The organism is Rhizobium sp. CC1099 (genome assembly GCF_029714385.1).
Classification (GTDB): domain Bacteria; phylum Pseudomonadota; class Alphaproteobacteria; order Rhizobiales; family Rhizobiaceae; genus Rhizobium.
Window position 1 is genome coordinate 2,764,698 of the sequence record NZ_CP121641.1, and the last position, 25,263, is coordinate 2,789,960.

Annotated in this window: 23 protein-coding genes; 9 read left to right on the plus strand and 14 right to left on the minus strand. The window is 60.0% G+C overall.

From position 1 onward, the window contains the following. The first annotated feature begins 5 nt into the window (after window positions 1–5). From QA644_RS14045 to QA644_RS14055, 3 genes are read left to right on the plus strand one after another with little or no spacing between them, the layout of a single operon-like run. Window positions 6–1,022, plus strand: coding sequence for an ABC transporter ATP-binding protein (locus QA644_RS14045; protein WP_283069061.1), 1,017 nt, complete (start codon window positions 6–8; stop codon window positions 1,020–1,022). Beyond that, window positions 1,023–1,976, plus strand: a complete 954-nt coding sequence (locus QA644_RS14050) for an oligopeptide/dipeptide ABC transporter ATP-binding protein (protein WP_074069356.1) — start codon at window positions 1,023–1,025, stop codon at window positions 1,974–1,976. Between the two features lie 19 nt (window positions 1,977–1,995). After that, on the plus strand, window positions 1,996–2,934 hold the full coding sequence (locus QA644_RS14055; RefSeq protein ID WP_283069062.1) for a dihydrodipicolinate synthase family protein: 939 nt from the start codon (window positions 1,996–1,998) through the stop codon (window positions 2,932–2,934). On the opposite strand, the gene QA644_RS14060 is transcribed toward QA644_RS14055, so the two are convergent. From QA644_RS14060 to QA644_RS14090, 7 genes are all read right to left on the minus strand, one after another. Further along, window positions 2,931–3,962, minus strand: coding sequence for an L-idonate 5-dehydrogenase (locus QA644_RS14060; protein WP_283069064.1), 1,032 nt, complete (start codon window positions 3,960–3,962; stop codon window positions 2,931–2,933). The genes QA644_RS14055 and QA644_RS14060 overlap by 4 nt on opposite strands. 14 nt (window positions 3,963–3,976) lie before the next feature. Further along, on the minus strand, window positions 3,977–5,383 hold the full coding sequence (locus QA644_RS14065) for a TRAP transporter large permease (protein WP_194727851.1): 1,407 nt from the start codon (window positions 5,381–5,383) through the stop codon (window positions 3,977–3,979). A gap of 4 nt (window positions 5,384–5,387) precedes the next feature. Next, window positions 5,388–5,960, minus strand: a complete 573-nt coding sequence (locus tag QA644_RS14070) for a TRAP transporter small permease (RefSeq protein WP_194727852.1) — start codon at window positions 5,958–5,960, stop codon at window positions 5,388–5,390. 63 nt (window positions 5,961–6,023) lie between these two features. Then, the gene (locus QA644_RS14075) at window positions 6,024–6,998 is read right to left on the minus strand and encodes a sialic acid TRAP transporter substrate-binding protein SiaP (protein ID WP_283069069.1); all 975 of its coding nucleotides are present in this window, start codon (window positions 6,996–6,998) and stop codon (window positions 6,024–6,026) included. A 23-nt stretch (window positions 6,999–7,021) separates the two neighbouring features. Continuing rightward, window positions 7,022–7,774 (minus strand): FadR/GntR family transcriptional regulator, encoded by a 753-nt coding sequence (locus tag QA644_RS14080; protein WP_283069071.1) that lies wholly within the window; start codon window positions 7,772–7,774, stop codon window positions 7,022–7,024. 114 nt (window positions 7,775–7,888) lie between these two features. Continuing rightward, entirely contained in the window at window positions 7,889–8,965 is a 1,077-nt protein-coding gene (locus QA644_RS14085; RefSeq protein WP_283069073.1) for an Ldh family oxidoreductase, read from the minus strand. A gap of 14 nt (window positions 8,966–8,979) precedes the next feature. Further along, window positions 8,980–9,411 carry a helix-turn-helix domain-containing protein gene (locus tag QA644_RS14090; protein WP_283069075.1) on the minus strand — a complete coding sequence of 144 codons (432 nt, stop codon included), beginning with the start codon at window positions 9,409–9,411 and terminating at the stop codon, window positions 8,980–8,982. A 97-nt stretch (window positions 9,412–9,508) separates the two neighbouring features. On the opposite strand from QA644_RS14090, the gene QA644_RS14095 reads away from it, so the two are divergent. After that, window positions 9,509–10,951, plus strand: a complete 1,443-nt coding sequence (locus tag QA644_RS14095) for an MFS transporter (protein ID WP_283069076.1) — start codon at window positions 9,509–9,511, stop codon at window positions 10,949–10,951. A 34-nt stretch (window positions 10,952–10,985) separates the two neighbouring features. Here QA644_RS14095 and QA644_RS14100 read toward each other — a convergent pair whose 3' ends face one another. Then, window positions 10,986–12,821 carry a hypothetical protein gene (locus tag QA644_RS14100; protein WP_283069077.1) on the minus strand — a complete coding sequence of 612 codons (1,836 nt, stop codon included), beginning with the start codon at window positions 12,819–12,821 and terminating at the stop codon, window positions 10,986–10,988. Window positions 12,822–12,905: 84 nt separating this feature from the next. Further along, the gene (locus QA644_RS14105) at window positions 12,906–13,526 is read right to left on the minus strand and encodes a nuclear transport factor 2 family protein (protein ID WP_283069079.1); all 621 of its coding nucleotides are present in this window, start codon (window positions 13,524–13,526) and stop codon (window positions 12,906–12,908) included. 362 nt (window positions 13,527–13,888) lie between these two features. Between QA644_RS14105 and QA644_RS14110 the strand changes: the two genes are divergently transcribed. After that, on the plus strand, window positions 13,889–17,131 hold the full coding sequence (locus QA644_RS14110; RefSeq protein WP_283072386.1) for an adenylate/guanylate cyclase domain-containing protein: 3,243 nt from the start codon (window positions 13,889–13,891) through the stop codon (window positions 17,129–17,131). A 23-nt stretch (window positions 17,132–17,154) separates the two neighbouring features. Here the strand turns inward: QA644_RS14110 and QA644_RS14115 are convergent, their stop codons facing one another. The 5 genes from QA644_RS14115 to QA644_RS14135 all read right to left on the minus strand — a co-directional run bounded on the left by QA644_RS14115 (window position 17,155) and on the right by QA644_RS14135 (window position 20,843). Next, the gene (locus QA644_RS14115) at window positions 17,155–17,403 is read right to left on the minus strand and encodes a hypothetical protein (RefSeq protein WP_283069080.1); all 249 of its coding nucleotides are present in this window, start codon (window positions 17,401–17,403) and stop codon (window positions 17,155–17,157) included. A gap of 3 nt (window positions 17,404–17,406) precedes the next feature. Next, the gene (locus QA644_RS14120) at window positions 17,407–18,684 is read right to left on the minus strand and encodes a HipA domain-containing protein (protein WP_283069081.1); all 1,278 of its coding nucleotides are present in this window, start codon (window positions 18,682–18,684) and stop codon (window positions 17,407–17,409) included. After that, on the minus strand, window positions 18,671–19,012 hold the full coding sequence (locus QA644_RS14125; RefSeq protein WP_283069083.1) for a helix-turn-helix transcriptional regulator: 342 nt from the start codon (window positions 19,010–19,012) through the stop codon (window positions 18,671–18,673). The genes QA644_RS14120 and QA644_RS14125 overlap by 14 nt, the downstream gene beginning before the upstream one ends. A gap of 508 nt (window positions 19,013–19,520) precedes the next feature. After that, a complete protein-coding gene (locus tag QA644_RS14130; protein ID WP_283072387.1) occupies window positions 19,521–19,712 on the minus strand; it encodes a DUF3008 family protein in 192 nt (63 codons plus the stop codon). 111 nt (window positions 19,713–19,823) lie between these two features. Next, the gene (locus QA644_RS14135) at window positions 19,824–20,843 is read right to left on the minus strand and encodes a Gfo/Idh/MocA family oxidoreductase (RefSeq protein ID WP_283069085.1); all 1,020 of its coding nucleotides are present in this window, start codon (window positions 20,841–20,843) and stop codon (window positions 19,824–19,826) included. A 533-nt stretch (window positions 20,844–21,376) separates the two neighbouring features. On the opposite strand from QA644_RS14135, the gene QA644_RS14140 reads away from it, so the two are divergent. From QA644_RS14140 to QA644_RS14155, 4 genes are all read left to right on the plus strand, one after another. Beyond that, a complete protein-coding gene (locus tag QA644_RS14140) occupies window positions 21,377–22,354 on the plus strand; it encodes a TRAP transporter substrate-binding protein (protein WP_283069086.1) in 978 nt (325 codons plus the stop codon). A 149-nt stretch (window positions 22,355–22,503) separates the two neighbouring features. Further along, complete coding sequence (locus QA644_RS14145) at window positions 22,504–23,082, plus strand: TRAP transporter small permease (RefSeq protein WP_074069370.1); 579 nt, start codon at window positions 22,504–22,506, stop codon at window positions 23,080–23,082. Window positions 23,083–23,086: 4 nt separating this feature from the next. Continuing rightward, complete coding sequence (locus tag QA644_RS14150) at window positions 23,087–24,367, plus strand: TRAP transporter large permease (RefSeq protein ID WP_283069087.1); 1,281 nt, start codon at window positions 23,087–23,089, stop codon at window positions 24,365–24,367. 9 nt (window positions 24,368–24,376) lie between these two features. Continuing rightward, window positions 24,377–25,150, plus strand: coding sequence for a FadR/GntR family transcriptional regulator (locus tag QA644_RS14155; protein WP_283069089.1), 774 nt, complete (start codon window positions 24,377–24,379; stop codon window positions 25,148–25,150). The last annotated feature ends 113 nt before the right edge of the window (window positions 25,151–25,263 follow it).

Consider the following 25,263-nt stretch of genomic DNA (forward strand, 5'->3'; position numbering starts at 1 on the left):
TCGCCATGCAACAGACCGCCGATCCCATTCTCGACATTCGCGGACTGCGGACGATCTTTCGCATCCGCGGCGGCGAGGTGACGGCGGTCAACGGCATCGACCTGACCGTCGCCGCCGGCGAGACGCTGGCACTCGTCGGCGAATCCGGCTCGGGCAAGTCGGTAACGAGCCTTTCGGTCATGCGGCTACTGACCCGCAATATCGGCGCGATCGCCGCCGGCAGCATTCGCCTGAAGCGGAAGAGCGGCGCCGTCGCCGACCTCGTCCTGCTTGACGAGCACGACATGCGAAAAGTCCGCGGCGACGATATCGGCATGGTGTTTCAGGAGCCGATGTCGAGCCTCAATCCCGTCTTCACCATCGGCGACCAGATATCGGAGCCGATCCGCATTCATCGCGGGGCGGATCGGAAGGCCGCGATGAATGCGGCCATTGCCCTGCTCGAAAGCGTTGGCATTCCGGATGCGAAGCGCCGTGCCGGCCAATATCCGCATGAACTTTCCGGCGGCATGCGCCAGCGCGCGACGATCGCCATGGCGCTCGCCTGCGATCCGGTGCTGCTGATTGCCGACGAGCCGACGACGGCGCTCGACGTAACGATCCAGGCACAGATCCTCGACCTTCTCTTGAAGCTGCAGCGCGAGCGCGGCATGGCGATGCTCTTCGTCACCCACAATCTCGGCGTCGTCGCGGAAATCGCCCACCGCGTCGCGGTCATGTATGCCGGGCGGATCGTCGAGCAGGGGCCGGTCGGCGAGGTTTTCCGCCATCCGAAGCACCCCTATACGATCGGCCTGCTCGCCTCGATGCCGCGGCTCGGCGACGCAACCCGCATGAAGCTCGCCGGCGAAAAGCTCGCCGCCATTCCCGGCATGGTGCCGAGCCTGATGAAAATGCCGCCGGGCTGCGCCTTCTCGCCTCGATGCAAGTTCGCCATAGACGCGTGCCGCGCGGCTGTCCCGCCGCTCGAAGACGTCAATCCGCAGCATCGAAGCCGCTGCATCCGCTGGCGGGAGATTTAGATGAACGAGCCTTTGCTTTCCGTTCGCGGTCTCGCGAAACATTATACGTCGCGCGGCACGAAACTTACGATCCTGCAGGATATCTCCTTCGATATCGGCAAGGGCGAGGTCGTCGGCCTCGTCGGCGAATCCGGCAGCGGCAAGACGACGATCGGCCGCTCGGTGCTACGGCTGGTCGAGCCCTCCTCCGGAAGCGTGCGCTTTGACGGAACCGAACTCACCGCGCTGTCCGCCTCCGCCATGCGGCGCGCGCGGCCGCGCATGCAGTATATTTTCCAGGACCCCTATGCCAGCCTCTCGCCGCGCATGACGATCGGCGAAATCCTGACGGAGGGGCTGAAGATCCAGGGCATCGGAAAGCGCGAGGAAAGGCTCGACCGGGCGCGGTCCGCCCTCGAAAAGGTCGATCTTCCGGCCGACGCACTCAATCGCTATGCGCATGAATTTTCCGGCGGACAGCGCCAACGCATCGGTATTGCCCGCGCCTTGACGCTGTCGCCGGAATTCATCGTTGCCGACGAGCCCGTTTCGGCGCTCGACGTCTCCATCCAGGCGCAGGTCATCAACCTGCTGCGCGATCTGCAGCAGCGCCTCGGCCTCACCATGCTGTTCATTTCGCATGACCTGGCGGTGGTCGAATATATCTGCGACCGCGTGATCGTGCTCTATCTCGGGCGGATCATGGAGATCGCGACGAGCGCCGATCTTTATGCCAGGCCGCAGCATCCCTATACCCGCGCCCTGCTCTCGGCGATCCCCTCGCCTGATCCGGATGCCCGGCGTAACCGGCAGATATTGAAGGGCGACATTCCAAGCCCGGCCAACCCGCCAAGCGGCTGCGTCTTCCGGACGCGCTGTCCAAAAGCGCTGGATGCCTGCGCCCGGACCGTGCCGGAACTGCGCGAAGTGGCCCCTGGGCATTTCAAGGCCTGCATTCGAGACGACCTGGATTGATCGGCAAAAGGAGCATTCGGTGACAGAAAAAAGGCGGCATCCGATCGGCGGGAACTGGGCAAGCCTTCTTTTGCCGATCGAGACAGACGACAGCATAAATTTCGATAAGCTCGGCGAGGAAATCGATATTCTGATCGCAGCCCGCGTCGACGGCATTTATTCGAACGGCACGGCAGGCGAATTCCACAACCAGACGGAAGCGGAATTCGACCGCATCCAGTCCATGCTGGCCGAGCGTTGCACGAAAGCCGGAATGCCCTTCGTCATCGGCGCATGCCAGCCGGATGCGATGATCCAGCTGGACCGCGTCCGGCGTGCAGCCTCGTTCAGGCCGCTTGCCATTCAGGTGATCCTGCCGGACTGGTGGCCGCTCAACGATCTCGAAGCTGCCGATTTCCTGGCGAGGGCATCTAAGGTCGCCGATGGGATTGCGCTGATCCTCTACAATCCGCCGCATGCCAAACGCGTTCTGACGCTCAGAGAGCTCGCAAATATCTGCATCCCCTGCCCTGATATCGTCGGCATCAAGCTTTCCGATAGCGGCGCGGACTGGTATGGCGAAGCGCGGAAATACCTCCAGGCATTCTCGCTCTTCGTACCCGGCCATCATCTGGCGACCGGCACGAGAGAAGGCGTGGCTGCAGGCGCATTTTCCAATGTCGCCTGCCTCAGCCCGCGCGGCGCGCAGCGATGGACCGATCTGATTGAGACCGACCTCGAGGCCGCATTGGAAACGGAACGCCGGATCTGCCGATTCATGGACGAACACATCGTCCCCTTCCGCCAGAAGGCCGGTTATTCGAATGCCGCGCTTGATAAACTGCTGAGCGCAATCGGCAATTGGGGACCTGTCGGAACACGGCTGCGGTGGCCCTACCGCTCCATCGACGAGACTGAGGCGGCGCGGCTTAGCGAGATCGCGCGCGAGGAGCTAGGCGAACTCTTTTTTGCGCCCTAAAACACCAGCTGCACCTTGCACGCAGCCGAGCGGTCGCCGGCCTGCTCGAAAGCCTCCAAAGCGCGTTCGAGGGGGAAGCTGTGGCTGATGATCGGACGGATGTCGATCTGCCGGCTGGCGATCAATGCCACCGCATCTTTGAATTCGCTGTGAAAGCGTTGCGAACCGTGGATATGCAGTTCCTTGCCGACCAGACCATTGAGCGGAATGGCTATGTCGCCGGTCACGCCCACCTGCACGATCGTGCCGCGCGGCTTGACCGACGCGATCGCAAAGCGGATTGCCGGTGCTGCGGCAGAGCATTCGAATGCAAGGTCGAAATAGCCTTTGCCGGCTTCGTAGGGCGCGAGCGCATCCTGATCTTTTGCATTGATCGTTTTGTCCGCTCCCATTGCGCTTGCGCGCCGGAGCGCGGCGTCAGCAAGGTCGGTGACGACGATTTCCGCTGCCTGACGATAACGCGCCGCGGCAACGGCAAGGCATCCTATCGGGCCGGCGCCGGTGATCAGCACCTTTTTTCCCGCGATCTCGCCCGCGCGTGAAGCTGCATGCAGGCAGACGGCCAGCGGTTCGGCGCATGCCGCTTCGGCCGCGCTGACATCACCGGAAACCGCAACGCATTGCACCGCCGGCACGACCAGCCACTGGCGAAACATGCCTTGCTCATGGGGAAGCCGCATGGCGCTTCCCATGAAGCGCATGTCGAGGCAGTGGATCGGCTGCCCACGCTTGCAATATTCGCACGATCCGCACGGCTGGCTCGGATTGACGGCGACCAGGGTGCCCTCAGGAAGGGCCACTCCGGCGCCCGCCGTCTCGACGAAGCCCGACGCCTCGTGTCCGGGAATGATCGGCTCGCGCACGCGCACCGGCCCAAAACCGCCGTCCTGGTAGTAATGCAGGTCGGAGCCGCAGATCCCTGCAGCCGCCATGCGCAAGAGCACTTCGCCTTCGCCCGGTTCCCGCACGGAGCCTGCCTCGACCCTCAGGTCCCGCGCTCCGTAAAGCCGGGCAAATCGCGTCTGCATAAGCTTCCTCCCCATTACTTCAGCAACCCGAGCTGCTGCGGCAGCCAGAGCGAGACCGACGGGATAAAGGTGATCAGGATCAGTGCGACGAACAGCGGCGCGAGCCAGGGCAGGATCGCCATGGTCGTGCGCTCGACGGAGAGCTTTGCCACCCGCGAAAGGACGAACAATACCATTCCGAGCGGCGGATGAAGCAAGCCGATCATCAAATTGAGCGTCATGATCAGGCCGAACTGCACGGGATCGATCTGGAATTGCGTCACAATCGGCAGCAGGATCGGAACAAGGATGGTGATCGCCGCGATCGTATCCAGGAAGCAGCCCACGAAAAGCATCAGCAGATTGACGAGGATCAGGAAAACCCACTTGTTGTCGGTGATCGAAAGGATCGCCGTCGACAAGAGCTGTGCGGCCTGGCTGACCGTCAGCAGCCAGGCAAAGACCGAGGCCGCGGTGACGATAAAGAGAACCGAGGCCGTGGTCTCGATCGTATCGAAGCTCGCCTTGGCGAGCGTCGAGAGTGTCATGGTGCGGTAGCGCACCAGCCCCAGGAAAAGCGACCAGAGCACAGCCGCGACTGCCGCTTCCGTCGGCGTAAACCAGCCCATTGTCATGCCACCGATGAGAATGACCGGCGTCATCAGGGCCATGACGGCTGAAAAGGAGAAATACCAGTCCAGTGCCAGAAGCGCGGCAAGCGCGATGCCGGCCGACACGTTCATCGACAAGCCGGCAAGAATCATGAGGTAGATCGCGACGGGAACGAGCAGCACCACGACGATTTCCAGCGACGCCGACAGAAGCTGCTTGACATCGAAGGGTGCGTCCGAGCCCCAGCTCCGCGCATAGGCGAATGCGGCAACGGTCACCATCATCAGAACGGTCATGACGATGCCGGGCAGAATGCCGGCCATGAACAGGGCGCCGATCGAGACGTTCGCCATCATGCCGTAGATGACGAAGGGTAGAGACGGCGGGAAGATCGGGCCGAGCGTCGCCGAGGCCGCCGTGACGCCGACGGCTGCTTCAACCGGATAGCCGTGGTCCTTCATCGCCTTGATCTCGATGGTGCCGATCCCGGCGGCATCCGCAAGCGCGGTTCCCGACATGCCGGAGAAGATCACAGAGCCGATGATGTTGACCTGCGCGAGGCCGCCCTTCATCCAGCCGACGAGGGCGACCGCAAACGAATAGATACGTCCGGTCACCCCGGCCGAATTCATCAGGTTGCCGGCGAGAATGAAGAAGGGAACGGCAAGCAGCGGAAAGCTCTCGACGCCGGCGATCATTCGCTGGGCGACGATGATGTCGGGCGCGACGCCGTAAAGAACGATATAGAGCACCGAGGCGGTCGCCATCGAGATCGCGACAGGCACGCCGATGACCATCAGCAAGAGAAACGAGCCGACAAGCAGGAGCATGTGATCAATCCTCGATTTTCTGGAATTCCTCGGGCCGCTCCAGAACGGAATAGCCGCGGCGCATATTGGCAACGAAGACCACGATGGCGCGCAGCAGCATCAGGACGAATGCGGCAAAGACGCTGTAGAAAACGATGTTGCGCGGCAGCGCGATGGTCACCATCTCCTCCCCGGCGACGATCTGCACATAGCGCCACATCAGATGGCAGGCGTAGGCAAAGAAGCCGATACGGACGACATCGACGAAGCTGGCAAGGATCCTCGCCATCCGCTGCGGCATGTAGTGGTAGAATACGTCCACCTGGATGTGGCGCGAGGTGCGCACGCACATGACCGAACCAAGGAAGACGACGCCGATCAGGCAGTTGATGGCGATCTCTTCCGTCCAGGCATAGCTGTCGTTCAATACATAGCGCGTGAAGAACTGCAGAAAGACGCAGCCGGTCATGAGCCAGAAGACGATCAGGGTGATCCAGTCCTCCGGGGCATAATCCGAGGCTTTGGCGGTCGGAGCCGCGCCTTCGAACGTATGGGCAATCTCGTCTGGGGTGATCTGGGTGTGGACTTCTTGCGACATGGGGAACGTCCGTTTTCGCCGGAAAGGAGGATACGGCGCTCAATGGCGCCGCATCCTTTGCGATTATTGGATAGCGCGGATGGCTTCCCAGTCGGTCTTTTCGTAGCCGAAATCCTCGAAGGCCACTTTCTCGGCAACTGCCTTTTCGAAGTCGGCCTTGTCGACTTCCGTCACGTTGAGCCCCTTCTCCTTGAAGGTGGCGATGAGGCCGTTTTCCCGTCCTTCGATTGTCTTCGTGGTGCGCTCTGCAGCTTCCCGCATCACGGTCTCGAAGATTGTCTTGTCCTCGTCGGAAAGGCTCGACCACAGGGTCTTGGAAACCACGGTGTTCAGATGATCGACAATATGGCCGGTCAGGATGATGTTCTTCTGAACTTCGTAGAACTTCTTCGCCTCAATCGTCGTCAGCGGATTTTCCTGTGCCTCGACCGTGCCGTTCTGAAGCGCAAGATAGACCTCGGCAAAGGCGATCGGCGTCGTGTTTGCGCCGCAGGCGCGCGGCATGGCGAGATAGGCTGGAACGTCGGGAACGCGGATTTTGAGACCCTGCATGTCGGCGCACTTGGCGATCGGCTTGTTCGAGGTCGTCTGGCGCGTGCCGTAATAGCTGACGGCAGCAATATGGTTGCCGGTCTTGTCTTCGTAGCCCTGGGCAAGGCGCTTGAAGACATCGCTCTTGGTGTAGGCGATCAGATGTGCCGGGCCGCGGAAGATATAGGGATAGTAGGTGACGCCGATCGGCTTGTAATCGCGGGCGGCAAAGCTCGAGCCGGAAATGATGATATCGACGGTGCCGAGCTTCAGTCCCTGGTTGATGTCCGCTTCCTTGCCGAGCTGTGAAGCGGGATAGACTTCGATCTTGTAGCGCCCGCCGGTGCGCTTGTTGATCTCCTCGGATGCCCAGACCGAATCCGTGTGGAAGGGTTCGGACGTTTCATAGACATGGGCCCATTTCAGGACCGTCTGTGCATGTGCGGCAACCGTCGTCGCCATGATGGCGGCTGCGGTGCAAACTATCGTAGCCAGTCTGATCTTCATCGCTCTTTCCTCCCGAGCTTGCGTTAGATCTTTGCATTCCTCCGGGCCGCAGCGCGGCCGCCTTCGTCTTCCCCGAAAAGCTCCTCCCCGAAGCTTTCGGAAAATCTCTTCTGCGATCTGTCGAGATGGGTCCGCATGGCCTGTTTGGCGGCTGCGGGGTCATTGGCGGCGATCGCATCTCTGATGGCGCGATGCTCCTCCATCGCGCGCGTCCAGAAATCGGGTCCCTCGAAATGGCTCGCCAGCTTCTCGAAATACGGCGTCATGCGCTGATCGTAGATTTCGCCGGTGAAGCGGATGAGCGCGGCATTTCCGACGATGCCGGCAATTGCCGTGTGGAAGGCGCGGTCGATTTCGAGCGCCGCATCGGTATCGTTCACAACGCTTGCCATCTGCTGCAGGTTCTCGTCGAGCACTGCAATGTGGCTGGCGGTTGCGCGCTGCGCAGCCTCCTCGGCGATCGCGCATTCGATGATGGAGCGGGCCTGCAGCAGCTCGAAAGGCCCTTCGAACGGTTCGCGCTCCGGCTGAGCGGGCTGAACGGTGTGCTTGCGGGCGACATATATTCCCGAGCCCATGCGGATATGCACGAGCCCTTCCACTTCCAGCACGATCAATGCTTCGCGAATGGTCGGACGCGAGACCGCCAGCTTTTCGGCCAGTTCGCGCTCCGGCGGGAGGCGCTGGCCAACGGCCAGCTCGCCAGTCGCGATCATCGAACGAATTTGGTCAGCCACCTGCCTGTAAAGGCGGCGCGATTCAACAGCCGAAAACATCTAGCCTCCCCGGCGCGTTTCTCCTCAAACGCGCAATTGGCCAAGTGGCCTGACCAATTCATCCATTCGTAACATTGATCGTCTCGTGCGTCAATCCGCCGCAAAGGACGGGCTCTATGGACCGAACGGCTGTTGCAGAGCGTAACGTGCGGCAAGCGCCGCAAAGGATGCCGCTGTCGCAGGGTCGAGTTCGACACCATTTTTCTCGCGGTCTTCGGCGACTTTCCATTCGCGGTCGCCTGGCGCCATGACGTTTAAGTCATCGCGGGCCGGCGAATTGCGCAGCGTCTCCAGATAACGCGTCATGGCAGCGTCGAACCGGTGTCTGTCCAGGAAAGCCTCAGGCTTCATCGCCAGCACGAAGGCACCCAGTCCGCGCGGTGTCGAGAAGTCCGGACCGGGCATTGGCGCGATGTCGAAGCTCAATTTCATGCCGGTCAGGACGGCGCTGAGGATTTCGGCCAATCCGGCCAACCCGGCCCCCTTGAAGCCGAATTCACCGCCAAGCGGCGCCAGCATATCGGCCTGTTCCGGGTCGGTGGTATTGTAGCCGTGGCTATCCGAAGCCGTACCGGCCGGCAAACTCTTGCCAAGGCTCCTGTAAAGCTGAACGCGATTATAAGGCACTGCGCTGGTGGCCATGTCGAAGAGCCAGGGATTGTCGTTGGGAACCGGCACCGCACAGGCGATCGGATTGGTGCCGTGAAAGCGCATCGCGCCGTCATGCAAGCGGACAAAACTGTCGGAATTGCAGAACGCAAGACCAATGAAGCCCCGCCGGGCCGCATGAAGCGCATAGGCGCCGGCCGGCCCGAAATGCGAGGAATTGCGGATGGCCACGGCGCCGATGCCATGGCGGTCGGCCAATTCGATCGCATGATCCATCGCCACGAAGGTCGCAAGCCCTCCATGGCCATTATCGGCGTCGAGCACACCGACGGCTCCGAATGCCGAAGCAAGCGCCACTTTCGGCTGCCGGTTGATGCGGCCCTCGGTCAAGCCTTTGACATAGTGCGGCAAAAGCCTAACGCCGTGGCTGTCGATGCCGAGCCGCGTCCCATGCATCATCGCCCGCGTCGCTCCATCGCTGGTTGCTTCGTCAGCACCCGCTGCAATGAAGACGGCGCGACAGAAGCGATCGACGGAAGCAAGCGTCGCCCTTACAGGCGAAGTCGGATGTTCAGTCGGCATCGGCAAATCACCTTTCACCAGCGCTCGCTGGCTGCCTTGGCGTCGTAACGGGCTCGGGCCGCCAGAATTTCAGCCTGGTTCGATTCCGTCCACCCCACCAGCGCGCGGATGGTTTCGTGCAGAGTGCAGCCGAGCGGCGACAGCGCATACTCCACACGCGGCGGCACGACGGGATAGACCGTTCGCTGGATAATTCCGTCGCGTTCGAGGTTGCGCAAGGTGGTCGTCAGCATCCGCTGGCTGATGCCGTCGATGCTGTTGCGCAATTGCGTGAAGCGGAGCGTGCGCTTTTCCAGAAGAGCGATCACCAGCAGCGACCATTTATCGGCGATCCGATCGAGGATCTGCCGCACCTCGCAGCCTTCGCGCACATCCCATTGCAGGACGTCGTAATCCGCCTCGCTGCTGCAAAGGTTACTCGGTGAGTTTAAAGTGCCTTCTTTCATGGGTCCGGAGCATGGCCTAATTGTTTGATGGTTACAAGAGGGAACTGACTGACGAAAAGTTACTCACTCTCTTCATCGTCAACAAAGGACCATGCTTATGTCCACGACCCTTTCTTCTTCCGAAGCCGGCGCCGCACCTATGACGCCGCGTGCCGCAGCGACGTTGATCGTCCTCTGCGGAGCCATCTTTCTTGAGGGCATCGATGTTGCCATGCTCAATATCGCGCTTCCGGCAATCCGGGCCGATCTTAATCTGACGACAACCACGCTGAGCGGCGTGGTGAGCGCCTATGTGCTGGGCTATGCCGGTTTCATGCTGCTCGGCGGCCGTGCTGCCGACATTTTCGGCAAACGCCGGGTCTTCCTTTCCGCGCTTGCCGTCTTCATTGCATTTTCCGGACTCGGCGGGCTTGCGACGGAGGGCTGGATGCTGCTGTTGGCACGCTTCGTCACGGGCGCCGCCTCGGCATTCATGACACCGGCGGGCCTGGCGCTCGTCGCGACGAATTTTCCGGAGGGTCCCCAGCGCAACCGCGCAGTGACCATCTACGCCTCCACGGCTTCCGCCGGTTTCTCGCTCGGGCTCGTCCTGGGCGGATTGCTTGCTGCAATCGATTGGCGCTGGGTGTTCTTTGCGCCGGTGATCCTGGCGCTCCTCATCTTTGTCGCCGCGATCAGGCTCATCGCCGACAGGCAGACTAAAACCACCGGGGAACGCTTCGACATTCCAGGCGCCGTTACGCTCACAGCAGCGATGCTGCTTGCGGTTCATGGCGTGACCCGCCTCGAACATCCGGACCAGAACCTGGCATGGACGCTCGGCATATTCGGCGTGAGCGCGGCCCTGTGGCTTGCCTTTTTTTTCCTGATCGAGCGCCTGTCTGCCGCGCCGCTCGTGCGTTTTTCAATATTCCGCTCCGGGTCCCTCGTCCGGTCGAACCTCGGAGCGCTGCTATTTGCCGGGTCGTTCTTCGGCTTCCAGTTTATCGCGACCCTCTATCTCCAGGAGCTGCTTGGCTGGACGCCGATTGAGACCAGCATTGCGATGCTTGTGATCGGCATCGACGCCGTCGTCGCTCCCATCCTGACGCCCAGGCTTGTCGATCGCTTCGGAAACGACCGCGTTATCTTCGCAGGCTTCGTTCTTGCCGCCATCTCCTACGCATTGCTGTTGGGGATAGAGCTCGACTGGACATATGCGGCAATCTTCCCAAGCATGCTTTTGCTCGGACTGGCCTTCTCGATCGCCTACAGCCCGCTGACAATTGCCGCCACCGATGGCATTCATGAAGACGAACAGGGGCTGGCCGGCGGGCTGGTCAATACCGCCTTCCAGTTCGGCGCAGCCCTCGGCCTGTCGGGTGCAAGTGCCATCGGCGCCTATGTTCTTGGCGAAGCTACATCTGCCGAAGCCCGGCTGGTATCGCTGCAAACGGCGCTGATCGTCCCGGTCGCAGCCGCCGTGGCTGGCGCGCTGATCACTGCCATGGGCATCAGGCGCTGCCGCGATCTGCCCCGCGATCAGGTTATGCCATCCTGAACCCAAGAGATGGCCGCGGCTTTAGTCGCGGCCATCAATCGCATCGCACGTCCGCCAAAAGCAGATAGTCCTCGAATCCAAAGGCAACATCGCTTTGGTCGAAGCAAAATCTCTTCGGAAGGATGCGGATCGCATATCGGCGATTGCAGGTGCCGGGAAAGTCCAGCCGGTATTCCCGGCGTTCCATTGAACTCGACGCCTCGGAATATTGTGCGTGTCCGAAATAGGAGGCGTTCTGCATCAGCCGTGCCGAACCGGACAACCCGACCTTCTTGCGAAGCGCCCGGAAATCTTTGCCCATAGCTTCATCCAAACTTGGATAGTCCTTCGCATGCGGTTCCTCGCCTGCCGCAGGAATGAGGCTCTCCCTGACGGCCATGTTGAATCGCACGTCGTCTCTGCCGGGGACTTCGCCGTAGCTGTTGAGGTACTTCCAGCTCACACGAATACGCCGCTCCGCGGGCGCGTCGGGGTCCGGCGGCAAAACGGTGACAGCGAGGTCGCCCGGAGCCGATCCGTCACCGCCCGCCCTTTTTGCCGGAGCGGGACAGGGCGTGTAGAGCGGGCGGTAGCCGCATTCCGGCCCGCCGCCGCCCCATAGGCAATCGCTGAGCTCGCGCCACGCGTCAAGGCTGATCTGCGATGAGTGCCCGGATACATCGTTGCCGTTTGCCGGAACCATCCACGGGTGAATCCTGCCGCCACCGGAGCGCCGTGCCCATTCCGTCCGGTGCATATCCACTTGCCGGAAGTTTTCCTTCTCGGCGCGAAGCTCCAGAAGCTGCGCCCAGCTGGGATTGGAAATGTACGGTTCACGCCCAACCGCGTCAGGCGCGAGACGCTTCCCGGTCGTCTGCGTCGTCAGCGTGTGGCACTCCGTGCAGTCGCCATTCGGATCGCGTACCGTGCTCGCGTTCTTCAGTTCGGCCGCATAGGTGCTGGTATAGCCGGACCCGATCACGCGAAAGGGCGTCCTCTCATCACGGGGTAGTCTCGGGAGATAGGCGCCGAGGCTGAAGGCCCGGGCTCTCGGATCATTTTTGCCGTCCGGATAGCCAACTCTTGCCTGTCCGATATGCGGATTGATGACGTAGGGATTCTTGTTGTCGTGGCATGCCGAACATTGAATTTGAAACGTCGGATCGTAAAGCGCTTCTGCCGCCGCCCGCCCGGCTGTGTCGGAATATGACCCACCGCCCGGCGGAACGAACGGCTTCGACCAGTCGAACACCTCCTGGTCCTTGCGGCCGTCGAAGAACACGATCTCGCCGGTTGCCCTGTTGAACCCGATCGAGCCGAAGCGCGAGAATTTCGGATTTGACCGCTGCCAATAAGGATCAGGCTCAAGCTCCAGGCTGGCATTGGATTTGCGGCACAGGAAGAGCCATTCCACATTGCCTTTCACGACGCGGTTCAGACGCGAGTTCAGGCCGCAATAAGTGACGTTGCCGGCAAGCGACGGCTTATCGCATTTTGCAATGCTTGACGTCCACTTGACCACGGCGCCGTCCGCATCCCGGTGTTCGAATTCCAGCGGATTGCCCGCCTTGTCGGGGTTTGGTTGCAGGTCGACGATATTGCCGTCGACTTCGAGCGGGATCGTTTTCGCACCCCCGCCGCCGCAATCTGCGTCCGGGATCGGCCCGAAAACCGCACGGGCCTCGTCGCCGAGCCGGGTCGTGATCTTGGTGCTGGCAGATGCCGGCTCCCAGAGGAAGGCGCCGTTCCACCGATGCACGGTTTCGGCGAACTTTTCGTCGGCCGACTCTGGATTGAAAACGTCATCCGCCTTCGGCCGATCCAGGGCATTAGCCGGGGCAAGCGCTGCAGCCCCGATCATGAATGCGAAGCCGATACCCTTCACACCCATTTCCGCACTCCTCCGGCACAGATGCTTCGCCCGGTTGGCCGGCGCCCGAACACGCGAAATCTCGAACCCTCAGAAACCTGACCTTCACCGCGCCCGCGTCATAACCTTCGGCTCGTCGGTAATCAGCGTCAGCATTTTGAACTTCCAGGCACCGTTCTCCTTGACGAAAACCGCCCTTAAAACCGCGGCATAGTCGAGCGTAGGCACTTCGTTGTCAGCCCGCTGGATGACTGCCAGCATGGCAGACTTTGCTTCGACCGTCTCCGGGGCATTCGGATCGACAATGTTCAGGAGCGTATTGCTTTCGAAGTGGCGGATACGCGATTGGGCATCATCGAGCTTGAGAAAAAGGCCTTTGAAATAGTTCTCCAATTGCTCAGGATCGTCACTCTTCTCGCGTTTGAGCCCTCCGCCTCCGCTGCAGACCTGATACTCCGCATCGCGGGTAAACATCTCGACAATGGCGGATGCATTCTTTTCGTCCAGTGCCCAGTAGTAGCGGTGGATCAGATCCATAATCGCTTGCCGTTCGGCCGGTTCAGGATTCGTAATCGGGTATTTCCAGTTCCTGGCGCTGGGGTCGTCACATACTGGGTCCACTGCCAACGCCGGGCGATCGGATATCAGCCAGATCGCCGCAGCGGCGGCCAGCATGAATGCAGCAGGTATATTTGTCGCCCATTTCTCTTTTCGAAGAATAGCCACGTGTCCCTCCTGTTGATCTCGTCTCAGTTGAAGATCGGCAGATGCCTTGCGCAGCGAAGACTTTGCGAGGTTACTGCCAAACAGCTCTTCTCTCCCCATCAGCATAGGTCGTTCGACTGGGAGAGAAGCCGCCGCACTCGCGATGCACTGTTTGATGAAGTCCCCAACTGACGCTAGAGTACATTATATTGAAATAGTAAGAAAGAAATTGCTAAATTTAGAATGGACGCATATTCCGCTTTACTCAGTGCTCCATGTAATATGAATGGAACGCCGCAGGACGACGACACCGCGGCGTGATTGCGATTGACCTCAGCAGATCACCGTGAATGCCGAAGAACGGATTTCTCGCAGGGAATACGATGGACGAGGTTTCAAAATGGTTGAACACGCTCGGCCTTAGTCGGCTTGGGGAAGCTTTTGCGCAGGCGCAGATCGATTTCGACACGCTTCGTCTCTTGTCCGACGATGACCTCAAAGAGCTTGGAATCCCGCTCGGTCCGCGCCGAAAAATCCTCTCCGCCATCGCACAGCTGGACGATGCCCACGAGCCGCGTCAGCGGCCGATGGTGCCCGTGGAACGAAGGCCGCTGACCATCCTGTTCTGCGATCTGGTCGGTTCGACGGAATATGCCGCGCGCCTCGATCCTGAAGACTTCAGCAAGCTGACACAAACCTATCTCAACCGATGCGCCGCACTCGTGCACGCGCATGGCGGGTTCACCGCCAACTATATCGGAGACGCGCTGCAGGCATTGTTCGGTTATCCGACAGCGGAAGAGGATGACGCGGAACGCGCGATCAGGCTCGGCTTCAGCCTCATACAGGCGATGCCGCAGATTGAAACGCCTGACGGATCCCGGTTGCAGATCCGCATCGGGATTGCAAGCGGGCTTGTGGTTGTCGGGGATTTCGCTGGAGCGCCCGCCGGCGTGTCGACGGTCGCCTTCGGACCGGTGCCAAACCTCGCCCAGCGGCTGCAGACATTGGCCGCCGCTCAGACAATTCTTGCCGACCAGAAGACCCGCGACGCTGCCAACGGAGCTTTCGATTTTGTCGATCTCGGTGCGAAGTCGTTGAAGGGGTTCGGCGATCCGGTGCGAATCTGGCGTGTCGACAAGGCGCGACCGCTGGAAAACCGGTTCGCAAAAAGAACCCACTTGACGAAGCTTGTCGGCAGGCGCGCCGAACTCGACCGCCTGCGTGAGCTTGCAGACGGGATCGTGGCTGAAAAGAGCGGACGGGCGATCCTGATCTCGGGCGAAGCGGGCATCGGCAAATCGCGGCTGATTTTCGAGGCGCGCTCACGCGCTCCGCACTTTACGGCTTTGACGCTTCAATGTGCGCCTGCCTATTCCAACAGCGCCTTGTATCCGTTTCTGGATCTGCTGAAGCGTCATGCGGGTATCAACGATGCCGCGCCGGCAAAGGCGAATGTGGAACTGTTGGAGATGATCCTTGCCTCCAGCGATATTCCGCTTTCCCAAACGCTGCCCGTGTTTGCGCGACTGCTGGCGATCGAGCAAACGGATTATTCCTTGCCGGACCTGACATCGAAAGAGCAGCAGACGATCGTGCGTCGCTTTTTCGTCGAATGGCTGCAGGGCATGTCGCAGGCCAACCCGCTGTGGCTGACGATCGAGGACGAACAATGGATCGACCCCTCCTCCGGCGACGTGCTGAAAGCGCTGATCGATGAAGTGCGGTTCGCGCCAATGCTGGTCGTCGTCACCTCGCGCGAGGCAACGCTGCAGTCGCCTGTGAAAAATCCATCGCTTCAAGGGCTCCGGCTAAAGCGGCTGACCCGCTTCGAAGCACAGGCGCTTTGCCGCGTGCTGGCAGAGGGCAGCACTATGACCGATGCCGCCAACGATTTCGTTCTCGCCAGGGCCGAAGGAGTGCCGCTCTATGTCGAGGAACTGTGCCGCGCAGTCGCCGACGGCCATGCTGCCAGCATATTGAAGGAAGGACCGGATACGGCAGCCGACATTCCGGTGACGTTGCAGTCTTTCCTGCTCTCGCGCCTCGACAAGCTGGGGAACGGCAAGATGATCGCGCAAATGGCGGCGGTCATCGGCAGAGTGTTCAACATCGGGCTGCTTGCGCATCTTTCCGGCCTGTCCGAAGAGGCTCTGGTTTCGATCCTGGACCGCCTGATCCAAGCCGGGTTGATCGCGCCGCAACCGGCGATCAACTGGCCGAGCTACAGTTTTACCCATGCCCTCCTGCAAGAGGCGGCCCAGGCAACCCTCCTGCGCGAGCGCCGCCGACAATTGCACCATCTTGTCGCCGAAGGGATCGAAAAGCTCTATCCAAGACAGGCGGCCGAGCATCCGGAAGTCCTTGCGCAACATCTCGCTGCGGCCGGGCTTTACCAACGGGCAGCCGATTGCTGGCTCACCGCCGGCCGCAAGACGGGCGCCACCTGGGCAAAAGTCGAGGCCGCCAATATGTTCGCAAACGGGCTGGAGTGCCTTCAAAAATTGCCGCCATCGCGGGAACGCGATCAAAAATGCCTCAGGCTCGAGCTCGAACGCGGCGATGTGCTTTATGCCACGTTCGGCCACGTCACGCCCGAAGGAAGCGCGGCCTATCGCAATGTCATGTCTTTGAGCGAAAGTCTCGGCGATCCGGAAGCAGGTATCCGCGCACTGGACGGGCTGTTTGGTACCGCCTTGAATTCAGCGCGGTTCGCCGATGCGGAATGGGCAAGCGACCAGCTGCTCGATATGGGGCGTCAGCAACAGAATTTGAAAGCCCTCGTCCTCGGCATGCAATTCAAGGGCATGTGCCTCTTTTCGCAGGGCAAGCTCGAAGAGGCCCGGCAATATCTGGAGGAGGCTCTCGATTATCGCGCGAAGGCCGATGAGGTCGGCAGCGATTTTCCGAACATGACGATGATCTATCTGTCATGGACACTGCATCTGCTTGGACATCACGAGCGCGCCATCATGCTTTATCACGAGGCCGAGCAGGGCGCGCGCCAGCAATCCGATTACCAGTTGGCGGGCTGGCTTGGAAACGGCTGCGTTCTGATGGCTCTGCGCAAGGACGTGGCCGCCTTGCAGGCAATGGTGGACGAGTTGGGCCCGCTGGCCAAGGCGAACGGCTTTCAGCTATGGGCGAACCTGGCATCATTCTTTCAGGGCTGGGCGATGGTTCATGCGCATCACGACGGCCGGGGCTTGCAGCAGATGCGCGGCACCTGCGACAACCTCGGCGAACAGCAGATAGACAAGCCCTGCTATCTCGGCCTGCTGGCAGAAGCAAACCTCGCGCTTGGCGAATTCGAAGGTGCCGTCCGCGTCATCGATGAGGCGCTGGCGCTGACCAAGAAGACAGGTGAGCATTATTTTACAGCGGAACTGCTCCGCCTCGGAGGCGTGGCCGGCCTCTACCTTAAAGGCGATGCTCACTCCGCCGAGCGCGCGTTCCGCAAGTCGGCAGCCTTCGCCCAAAAGCAGGGCGCAAAGACCTGGGAATTGAAGGCAACGCAAAGCCTTGCCGAACTCCACCGCTCGACCGGCCGCAAAACGAGAGTGGAACGGCGCCTCGACGCCATTACCGGATGGTTCGAAGGGCAGAATAAAACGGCACGCATGTAATCCCTCGCTTGCGTTTGCCGCCATCATTCGCCGTTCTTCGCCGCAAGCGCAATCAGCAACACAAATCCGATCTGGGCATAGAGGTTGCGCAATTTCGGCGGCACTGCCGCCGCTGAGGCTCGCAAGCTGGTATCGAACTGCTGCCCGAGGCCGATGATCGGCGGCAGATTGTAGACGATGACATTGGCTTCCCGGATGGCTTGAAGTTCACCGCTGAGTTTCGCGGAACTATGCAGCGATGATCTCGCAATCGGTCGCAAGATTGACTTCATTGCTCACAATTTTTCGGCCTCGAATCCTGGATAGACGAATGCGCCCTCAATGGTCCTGCAATCGCTTTCAGAAACTCCCGCTAATCGGGCAATATCGTACCATGTCGTCCGAACGATATTTGTCATGTCTTTTACAATCTTAACGGCCTCCTCCTTATCTAAGAGGAAACGATGGCACTGAGAGAGAAAATTGCTTGCATGAGCTATCCTACCTTGATCTCCACAAATGAGTGCCAAGTCTCTTTGTTCAACACTTATTGGCGTCGAGGGAGTCAGGTCATAGGCGGGCGACAACTTCCAGCTCCGGTTCTTTGCAATAGCTGCGTGATTTCGGGGATGGTCGTCGGTGTTCGAGATAAGTGCATTGAAGCACATGCGTTTGAATAACTCTTGTGCCTGACGTTGCGGTTCTGCGCACACACGACGCAATTCTTCCGCAAGTAAAATGTATGACCATAGATCACGAGAACGGTGGCTGTCCTCGGCACGGAGCAACGTCAATCCGCTCACCATCCTCGTTCTGTAATAGCCGTCTTCGGATTTTTCTCGATCAAACCGTTTCACCAAAAGGACATCCCGCCCGGCGACTGACGTAATGCGACTATCAGCCGTCACCAGACCGCATTCACGGCCGAGTAGTAGCATCGCATGCTCCACTCGCGCTTGATTCCAACGATCATCGATACGGTTAAATTTGGCGAGCCATAGGCCGCTCTCGTCTTCTACGACTGTTTTCGGTCGTGCACCGCCCATGGACGTGCCGAGCAATAGGATTTTCTCGATCTGCTCTCGTTCGGCAGTTCCGTCGACATCCTCGTCGCGCACTATTGCGTCCGCGATTTCTTGTAGTCGTGCGAGGTCAATAGTCTTATTGAAATGGCGGCTCGGAGCAGGTGGCTCGACGTTCAATCCGAATCCTAATGCGCCCGCGCGGTCGTCAGGGGAATGGAGTAGATAGTCCAGTTCGCCCAGTGGCGCTTTGCCAACGTATTTCTCGATCAGTCTACGCCCCCAGTGGTCTGGTCCTGCGTCGCGTAATGAGCCAAAGATACCACCCATTGCCGCTGTTTCATAAGTTCGAGCGGCAATTACTAGTTCAGCAGGGTCAATCTCAACGGCTTCCGGGTTTTCCCGATAGCTCCGACCGTAGACAAACTGCCCCACGTTTGTGCCTTGCCGATCCTGCTTTAGCGAAAAGCGGCCGGCGGTTACCGGCTTGGTCTGTTCTGGAAGCGTTATATAAACAAAGCACTCCCAAGGACCGTCGTTAGAAATTGTCATCCAATGTTCTTCCCTGTCGTGCCCGCTGAGGTGTCCGTGCCCTTTCGAGAGCTTTCCCTTCCTGATCTGTTTCGGGATCGCCAACTTGCGTGAGTTGTTCCGTAAGGCCATATGCCCAAAGCAGCGCGACATATACGGCAATGCTGGTTGAAGGCTTACCCTTCTCGGCGTCTGAAACCACGCGCCTAATGACACCTATCTTTTCAGCGACCTCCTGAAGCGTAAGATTCCTACGAAGTCGAGCTGTCTTGAGGTTTGCCCCAAGGACGTTCAGTGAGCGCTCTACAGCGTAAGGGGGTGCCAAAAGTAATGCGCTTTTTGCTACCATGATACCTTGAAAGCTCCTTATGCGTCGTAAAGTAACCTCAAGAGTACATTTGCAGCATTTAATCAATTTGTCAACAGGATGTTACCTCAAGATGCCATAAGATGAGATAGCGAGCCTTCAAGGTAACATTCATCCATGAATACATCAAGCAACGGAGAAGGAGCGGTCCTTGTGGTATTTGTTCCATAATGCCGGAGTTTCGCAACCAGCCCATCGACGGAAAGCTCGGACGTCGCGCGCTCTGCAAGGGCTTGAGCGTCATCACGAGCAAGGCGGTTCGACTTCACCTGGCCGTCAAGCAGGCGACAGCCGACGAGGATATTGCAGCCTTTCAAGCTGTTTTAGCGTGGAAACCGGCGCAACGATTGTCCCCTTGCAGGCGGGTATTTTGGAAAGGCTATGGTTTACCGACCTGAGACAACGGCAGTCGCGGCACCGGTTTATAGCGCTCGCGTGTTCGAGCCCCTACGGATTGCGTATGATCGGTGGTCCTCTTTGACGCAGTATCCTACTCCTTCCGGGAGACGTGTTCTGGCTTTCCTTTGGTCTTGGTCGCGGCAAATTCCTCGAGCTGTTTCTCGCTCATGGATTCAACCATCTGCTTGGATGCTCCCTTAAGCTCGCTTTTCGGTGTTTCACCGCGCTTTGCGGCGAGGGCTGCTCCAGCCGCCTTCTGCTGTGCTTTGGATTTTGCTGGCATGTCGGTTTCTCCTTTCAACGCTCAACTCCGGCCGGAAAGGATAGTTCCTGAGCCCGTGGCAAGCAGCACCAGGCGGAGCTTGCCCATGCCGGCTTGGTTGCTCGCGGATTTTTACGGACGTTCCGGCTGGCCGCTTTGGGCGGCGGCGAGAATGGCGTCAATGAGGCGGTGAACCTTCAGTGCCTCGCGCCCGTTGACGCACGGCTCGCGCCCATCCTCAACGGCATTGAGAAAATCGGCAAGCACGGACCGATGATGGTTGTGCGGGAAGGCCATAGGATCGGCGCCGGCGCCGCCGGCTGCTTCGTCTTCGATTGAGATTTCGGTTCCATCATGGAAGGAAGCGGCAAGACGTCGCCCGTCAAGGCGGGCCATGCCGCGCGTGCCGATGACGTCGATCTCGTCCGGATAGCCGGGGTAGGCACAGGTGGTAGCGCTGACCGTGCCTATTGCTCCGCTTGTAAAGCGAATGGCCGCCATCGCCAGATCTTCCGTCTCCATGCGGTGCACCTTGCTGGTTGTCGTATAGGCTCTCACCTCATCCGGAAGGCCGGCGAGCGAAACCAGAAGGTCAAGGGTGTGGATGGCCTGGGTGAGAAGCACGCCGCCGCCATCGCGAGCCCGTGTGCCGCGTCCCGGCTGGTCATAATAGCCTTGCGGCCGCCAGTTGTGGAGACGCGCCGAAGCGCTGACGATCTCGCCGAGGCGCCCTTCATGGATCAGTGCGGCAAGTGCAATACTGACCGGACGAAAGCGATGCTGAAGCACGATACCAAGCTTTATGCCGGCATGCTCCGTCACCTCGACCACCGCCCTCGCCCGCTCCTGTGTGATCTCCAGCGGCTTTTCGAGAAGCACATGCTTGTTTGCTTCGGCTGCCCGCCGCACCAGCTTAAGATGCGTATTGGGCGGCGTCAGGATCATGACCGCGGCGATCGACGGGTCGGCGAATATGGTCTCGGCGTCCTCGCAAGTCGCAAAACCGTATGTTTCTGAAAATGCTTGCCGCCTCGCAGGCGTCGGGCTGAAGGCGGCAGCGACCTCCACCCTATCTTTAAGATCGAGCAGCCCTTTGGCATGCGGCGCCGCTGCCATGCCGAGACCGATCAGCCCGATGCGCAATTTTGCCATCTCAGTCTCTCCGTCAGCCCTTCAGTCGGTCGATACAGGAATGCCCGCATTCACCTGCTTGTCAATGTCTCGATATGGCCGCGTCTCCATCTTCTTTTGCCTGTGTTGTCCCGCGCCTTGACGACGAGAAACCGGCGCGGCGGCGCAAAAATTCATCATACAAGTGCGTAGGGTTTGTATGTTGACATTACACCTTGCTGGTTCTAGCCATAATGAGCCGGTTGGAGGAGCGGCAAGAATGAGGGGGCTTTTCGATCCAAATCTTCTGTACCCAGGAGAAGAGCGCACGCGCCTCTATGCAGAGGTAAGCAGTGCGCTCCATCGTGAGCCCAATGGGGCACCGAGATATGTCGGTATGTCCTCGATGAGCCCTTTTCGAATTCCGTGCAGCTTCTCAATCGTGCCGGACCAGCAGCGTCGGTTCGCGGAAGATCGCCGGAAGGAAGACGAAAGCTTGCGAGGGCCATTTTTAGGCGCGCAAAGAAAGCGTACCGGCTTCTAAATTAAATCGTCATGCAAAACGGGAGGAGAGCATGAAAAACTTAGTTAAACTGGCGGCGGGTCTTATGGTTGCCGCCTCGTTCATCGGCAGCGCGGCCAGCGCCCAAACGGTGTTGAAATCGTCCGATACTCATCCAGACGGCTATCCGACCGTCGAGGGCGTCAAATATTTCGGCGAGCTGGTGAAGGAGCGCACGCAGGGCCGCTATTCGGTCGAAGTTTATCATTCCGCCCAACTCGGCGAGGAGAAGGACACGATCGAGCAGGTGCGTTCGGGCGTGATCGAGCTGAACCGCATCTCGATGGCGCCTTTCAACGGTACGGTTAAGGAAACCATCGTTCCGGCGCTGCCCTATATCTTCCGTTCGGAAGACCACATGCACAAGGTCATGGACGGCGCGATCGGCGACCAGATCAAGAAGGCGTTCGAACCGGCCGGCCTCGTGGTGCTGGCATACTATGATGCCGGCGCGCGGTCGTTCTATAACAAGACGAAGCCGATCAGCACGGTTGCCGACATGAAAGGCCTGAAGTTCCGCGTTATCCAGTCCGACATCTTCGTTGACATGGTGGCGGCGCTGGGTGCCAACGCCACGCCGATGCCCTATGGCGAAGTGTACTCGGCGATCGAAACGGGCGTCATCGACGGCGCGGAAAACAACTTCCCGAGCTACGACACCGCCAAGCACGCCGAAGTGGCGAAGAACTACTCGCTCGACGAGCACACGATCCTGCCGGAGGTGTTCGTCATGAACAAGGTCGCGTTCGACAAACTAACGCCGGAGGATCAGGAGATCTTCAAGCAGGCGGCCAAAGACAGCGTCGCAAAGCAGCGCGAGCTTTGGGCAGCCAAGGTCGCTGAATCGCGCGCCAATGTCGAAAAGCTCGGCGCGCACATCACCACGCCGGACAAGCAGGGCTTCATCGACGCCATGGCCCCGGTTTACGAGAAGCACGTTACCGACGACGTACTGAAGAAGATGGTCGAGGATGTAAAGGCGGTGCAGTAGCCCACACCTCGCCTCCCTTTTTTGCGGGAAGGCGACGTAAGCTACCCGGGGTGGGCGGTTTAGCTCCACCCCGGTTCATTCGCCGTTTCGCGCATATCTTCATCATCCTCCCGATAAGGGAGTGAACGCCCAATTCGACGAGGTCCTTTATGTCGAATAGCCTAACACCCGCCGTCAACTTCCTGGCCCGCCTGAGCAACGCCGCCCTGTGGCTCGCCGGCGCCGGCCTGGTGCTGATGACGGCTTTCGTCGCCTGGCAGGTATTTTGCCGCTACGTGCTGAACGACTCGCCGAGTTGGACGGAGCCGGGCTCCGTCATGTTGATGAGTTGGTTCATCTTCCTCGGCGCTGCCGTAGGCATCCGGGAGAACAACCATCTTGGTTTCGACGTGCTGCTCTACGTGCTGCCGAAATCCGGCAAGCGCGTCCTGCGCATGATCTCGGACGTGGTCATTCTCGCCTTCGGCGCCGGCATGATCTGGTACGGCGGTGCGCTCATGAGCCTGACCTGGAACACCACCTTGCCGTCGTTGGGTATTTCCGGCGCGTTCGACTATCTGCCGCTCGCCGGCGGCGGCGTGCTTGCCGTGATCTTCTCGCTGGAGCGCATCGTACTCCGCCTCGCCGGCGAACCGATCGACGACGCGCTGGATGAGGTTTTGCCGGCCGAGATCGCCGTCGAGATCGAAAACATCAACGCCGACCCGAACGTCAAACTGAAAGTATAGCGCGATGGAACTCTGGATCCTGTTCGGTGTCTTCACCACCCTGATGCTGATAGGCACGCCGATCGCCTTCTGCCTCGGCGTCGCCAGCTTCGCCACGGTGATCTACATGGGCCTGCCACCGCTGGTCGTCTTCCAGCGGCTCAATTCCGGCATGAGCGTGTTTTCGCTGCTTGCCATCCCCTTCTTCATCTACGCCGGCGACCTGATGGTGCGCGGTGGCATCGCGAGCCGCATCGTCTCCTTCGCTGCTTCCCTCGTCGGCCACGTGCGCGGCGGCCTTGGCCAGGTGAACATCGTCACTGCGACGCTGTTCGGCGGCATTTCCGGTTCGGCGGTGGCGGAAGCTGCAGCCGTCGGCGGCCTGATGATCCCGCAGATGAAGCAGCGTGGCTATGGCGCGGACTACGCCGTCAACGTCACCTCGATGGCGGCGCTGATCGCGCTGCTTCTGCCGCCCTCCCACAACATGATCATCTATTCGATCTCTGCCGGCGGCAAGATATCCATCGCCGACCTGTTCACCGCCGGCGTACTGCCAGGCCTCTTGCTCGCAGTTGCACTCATGGTGACTGCCTACATCGTCGCGCGCTCGCGCGGCTATCCGACAGAGCCGTTCCCCGGCTTTACCATGGTGGCGCATCTGCTCGCTGTCGCGTTGCCCGGGCTTCTTTTGATCGCCATCATCTTCGGCGGCGTGAGGTCCGGCATCTTCACGGCGACGGAAAGCTCGTGCATCGCTGTGCTCTACGCGCTGCTGGTAACCGTCTTCGTCTACCGGCAGATGAGCTGGAAAGACTTCGTCCACGCCACGCAAGGCGCCGTGCGCACGACGGCAATGGTGCTTTTGATCATCGGCACCGCCGCCGCTTTCTCCTGGCTGATGGCCTTCCTCAAGGTGCCTGCCTCGCTGGTGGCCTGGATGAGGGCCGTGGCCGACGATCCACTGACTGTGCTGCTCCTGCTCAATGTTTTAATGCTTGTGCTCGGCACCTTCATGGACATGGGACCGACGATCATCATCTGCACGCCGATCTTCCTGCCGGTGGCTCAGGCCTACGGCGTCGATCCGGTGCATTTCGGCGTTATCATGATCCTGAATTTCGGCATCGGGCTGAACACGCCTCCAGTCGGCGCGGTGCAATTCGTGGCTTGTGCGGTCGGCAAGATTTCCGTCTGGGAGGCTATGCGCTCGATCTGGCCGTTCTACGGCGCAGGTCTCGTGGTGCTCGCACTGGTCACCTACATCCCGGCCATTTCGCTGTGGCTACCGGCTGCGTTCAAATAGGAGAGCGACATGGCGGCCGATACAGCCGTTGATTTGAGGATCGAGCGAAGGCCGAAACTCTCCGAAAGCGTGGTTTCGGCCATCCGCGCACAGGTCTTGTCTGGGGAATACGCGCCCGGCCAGAAGCTGCCGACGGAGAGCCGGATGGGCGAGCTCTTTGGCGTTAGCCGCACCGTTGTTCGCGAGGCGATTGCGACCCTCGCCGCTGATGGTCTCGTCGAGGCGCGGCAAGGCGCCGGCGTCTTCGTCAAGGACCACCCGACGCTTGCCTTCGGTTCGATCACGCTTGACGTCGGCAACAAGATCTCCCATGCGCTTAACGTGATCGAGGTGCGCATGGGGCTCGAGATCGAAAGTGCGGGGCTTGCTGCGCTCCGACGCAATGGCGCCCAGGAGGCACAGATCCACGAAGCTTTCTTCGAATTCGACCGGCTGCTTGAGCGTGGCGAGGCAACGGGCAAGAGCGACTTCGTTTTCCACCGCGCAATTGCGGCTGCCACGAACAACTCCTATTATGTCGAGGTTCTCGATGCACTCGGCATGCGAGCAATCCCCTGCGACGTCGCTTCGCCCTGGGGTACTGACAGCATGCTTTCGCGCAACTATCAGGAAGGCCTGCAGCGCGAGCATCTGGCAATCCTGAAGGCGATTTCCGCAAGCGACCCCGAAGCCGCCCGCGCCGCCATGCGCGCCCACCTGACGGCCAGCCAGGAACGCTATCGCGCCCTTTTGAGCGGCCAGCAGGCAAAATGGATTTCAGGAACGGCCAAGCGCAAGGGCTGATATCCTTTTCTTCCAACCCGAAGGCAGCCGGTGTTGGCAAAGCCACGCTCACACGCAGCTTCAAAAAGCTGGCGTCTGTTTCAAAGCACCATGCAGATCATATCCACGGCTGA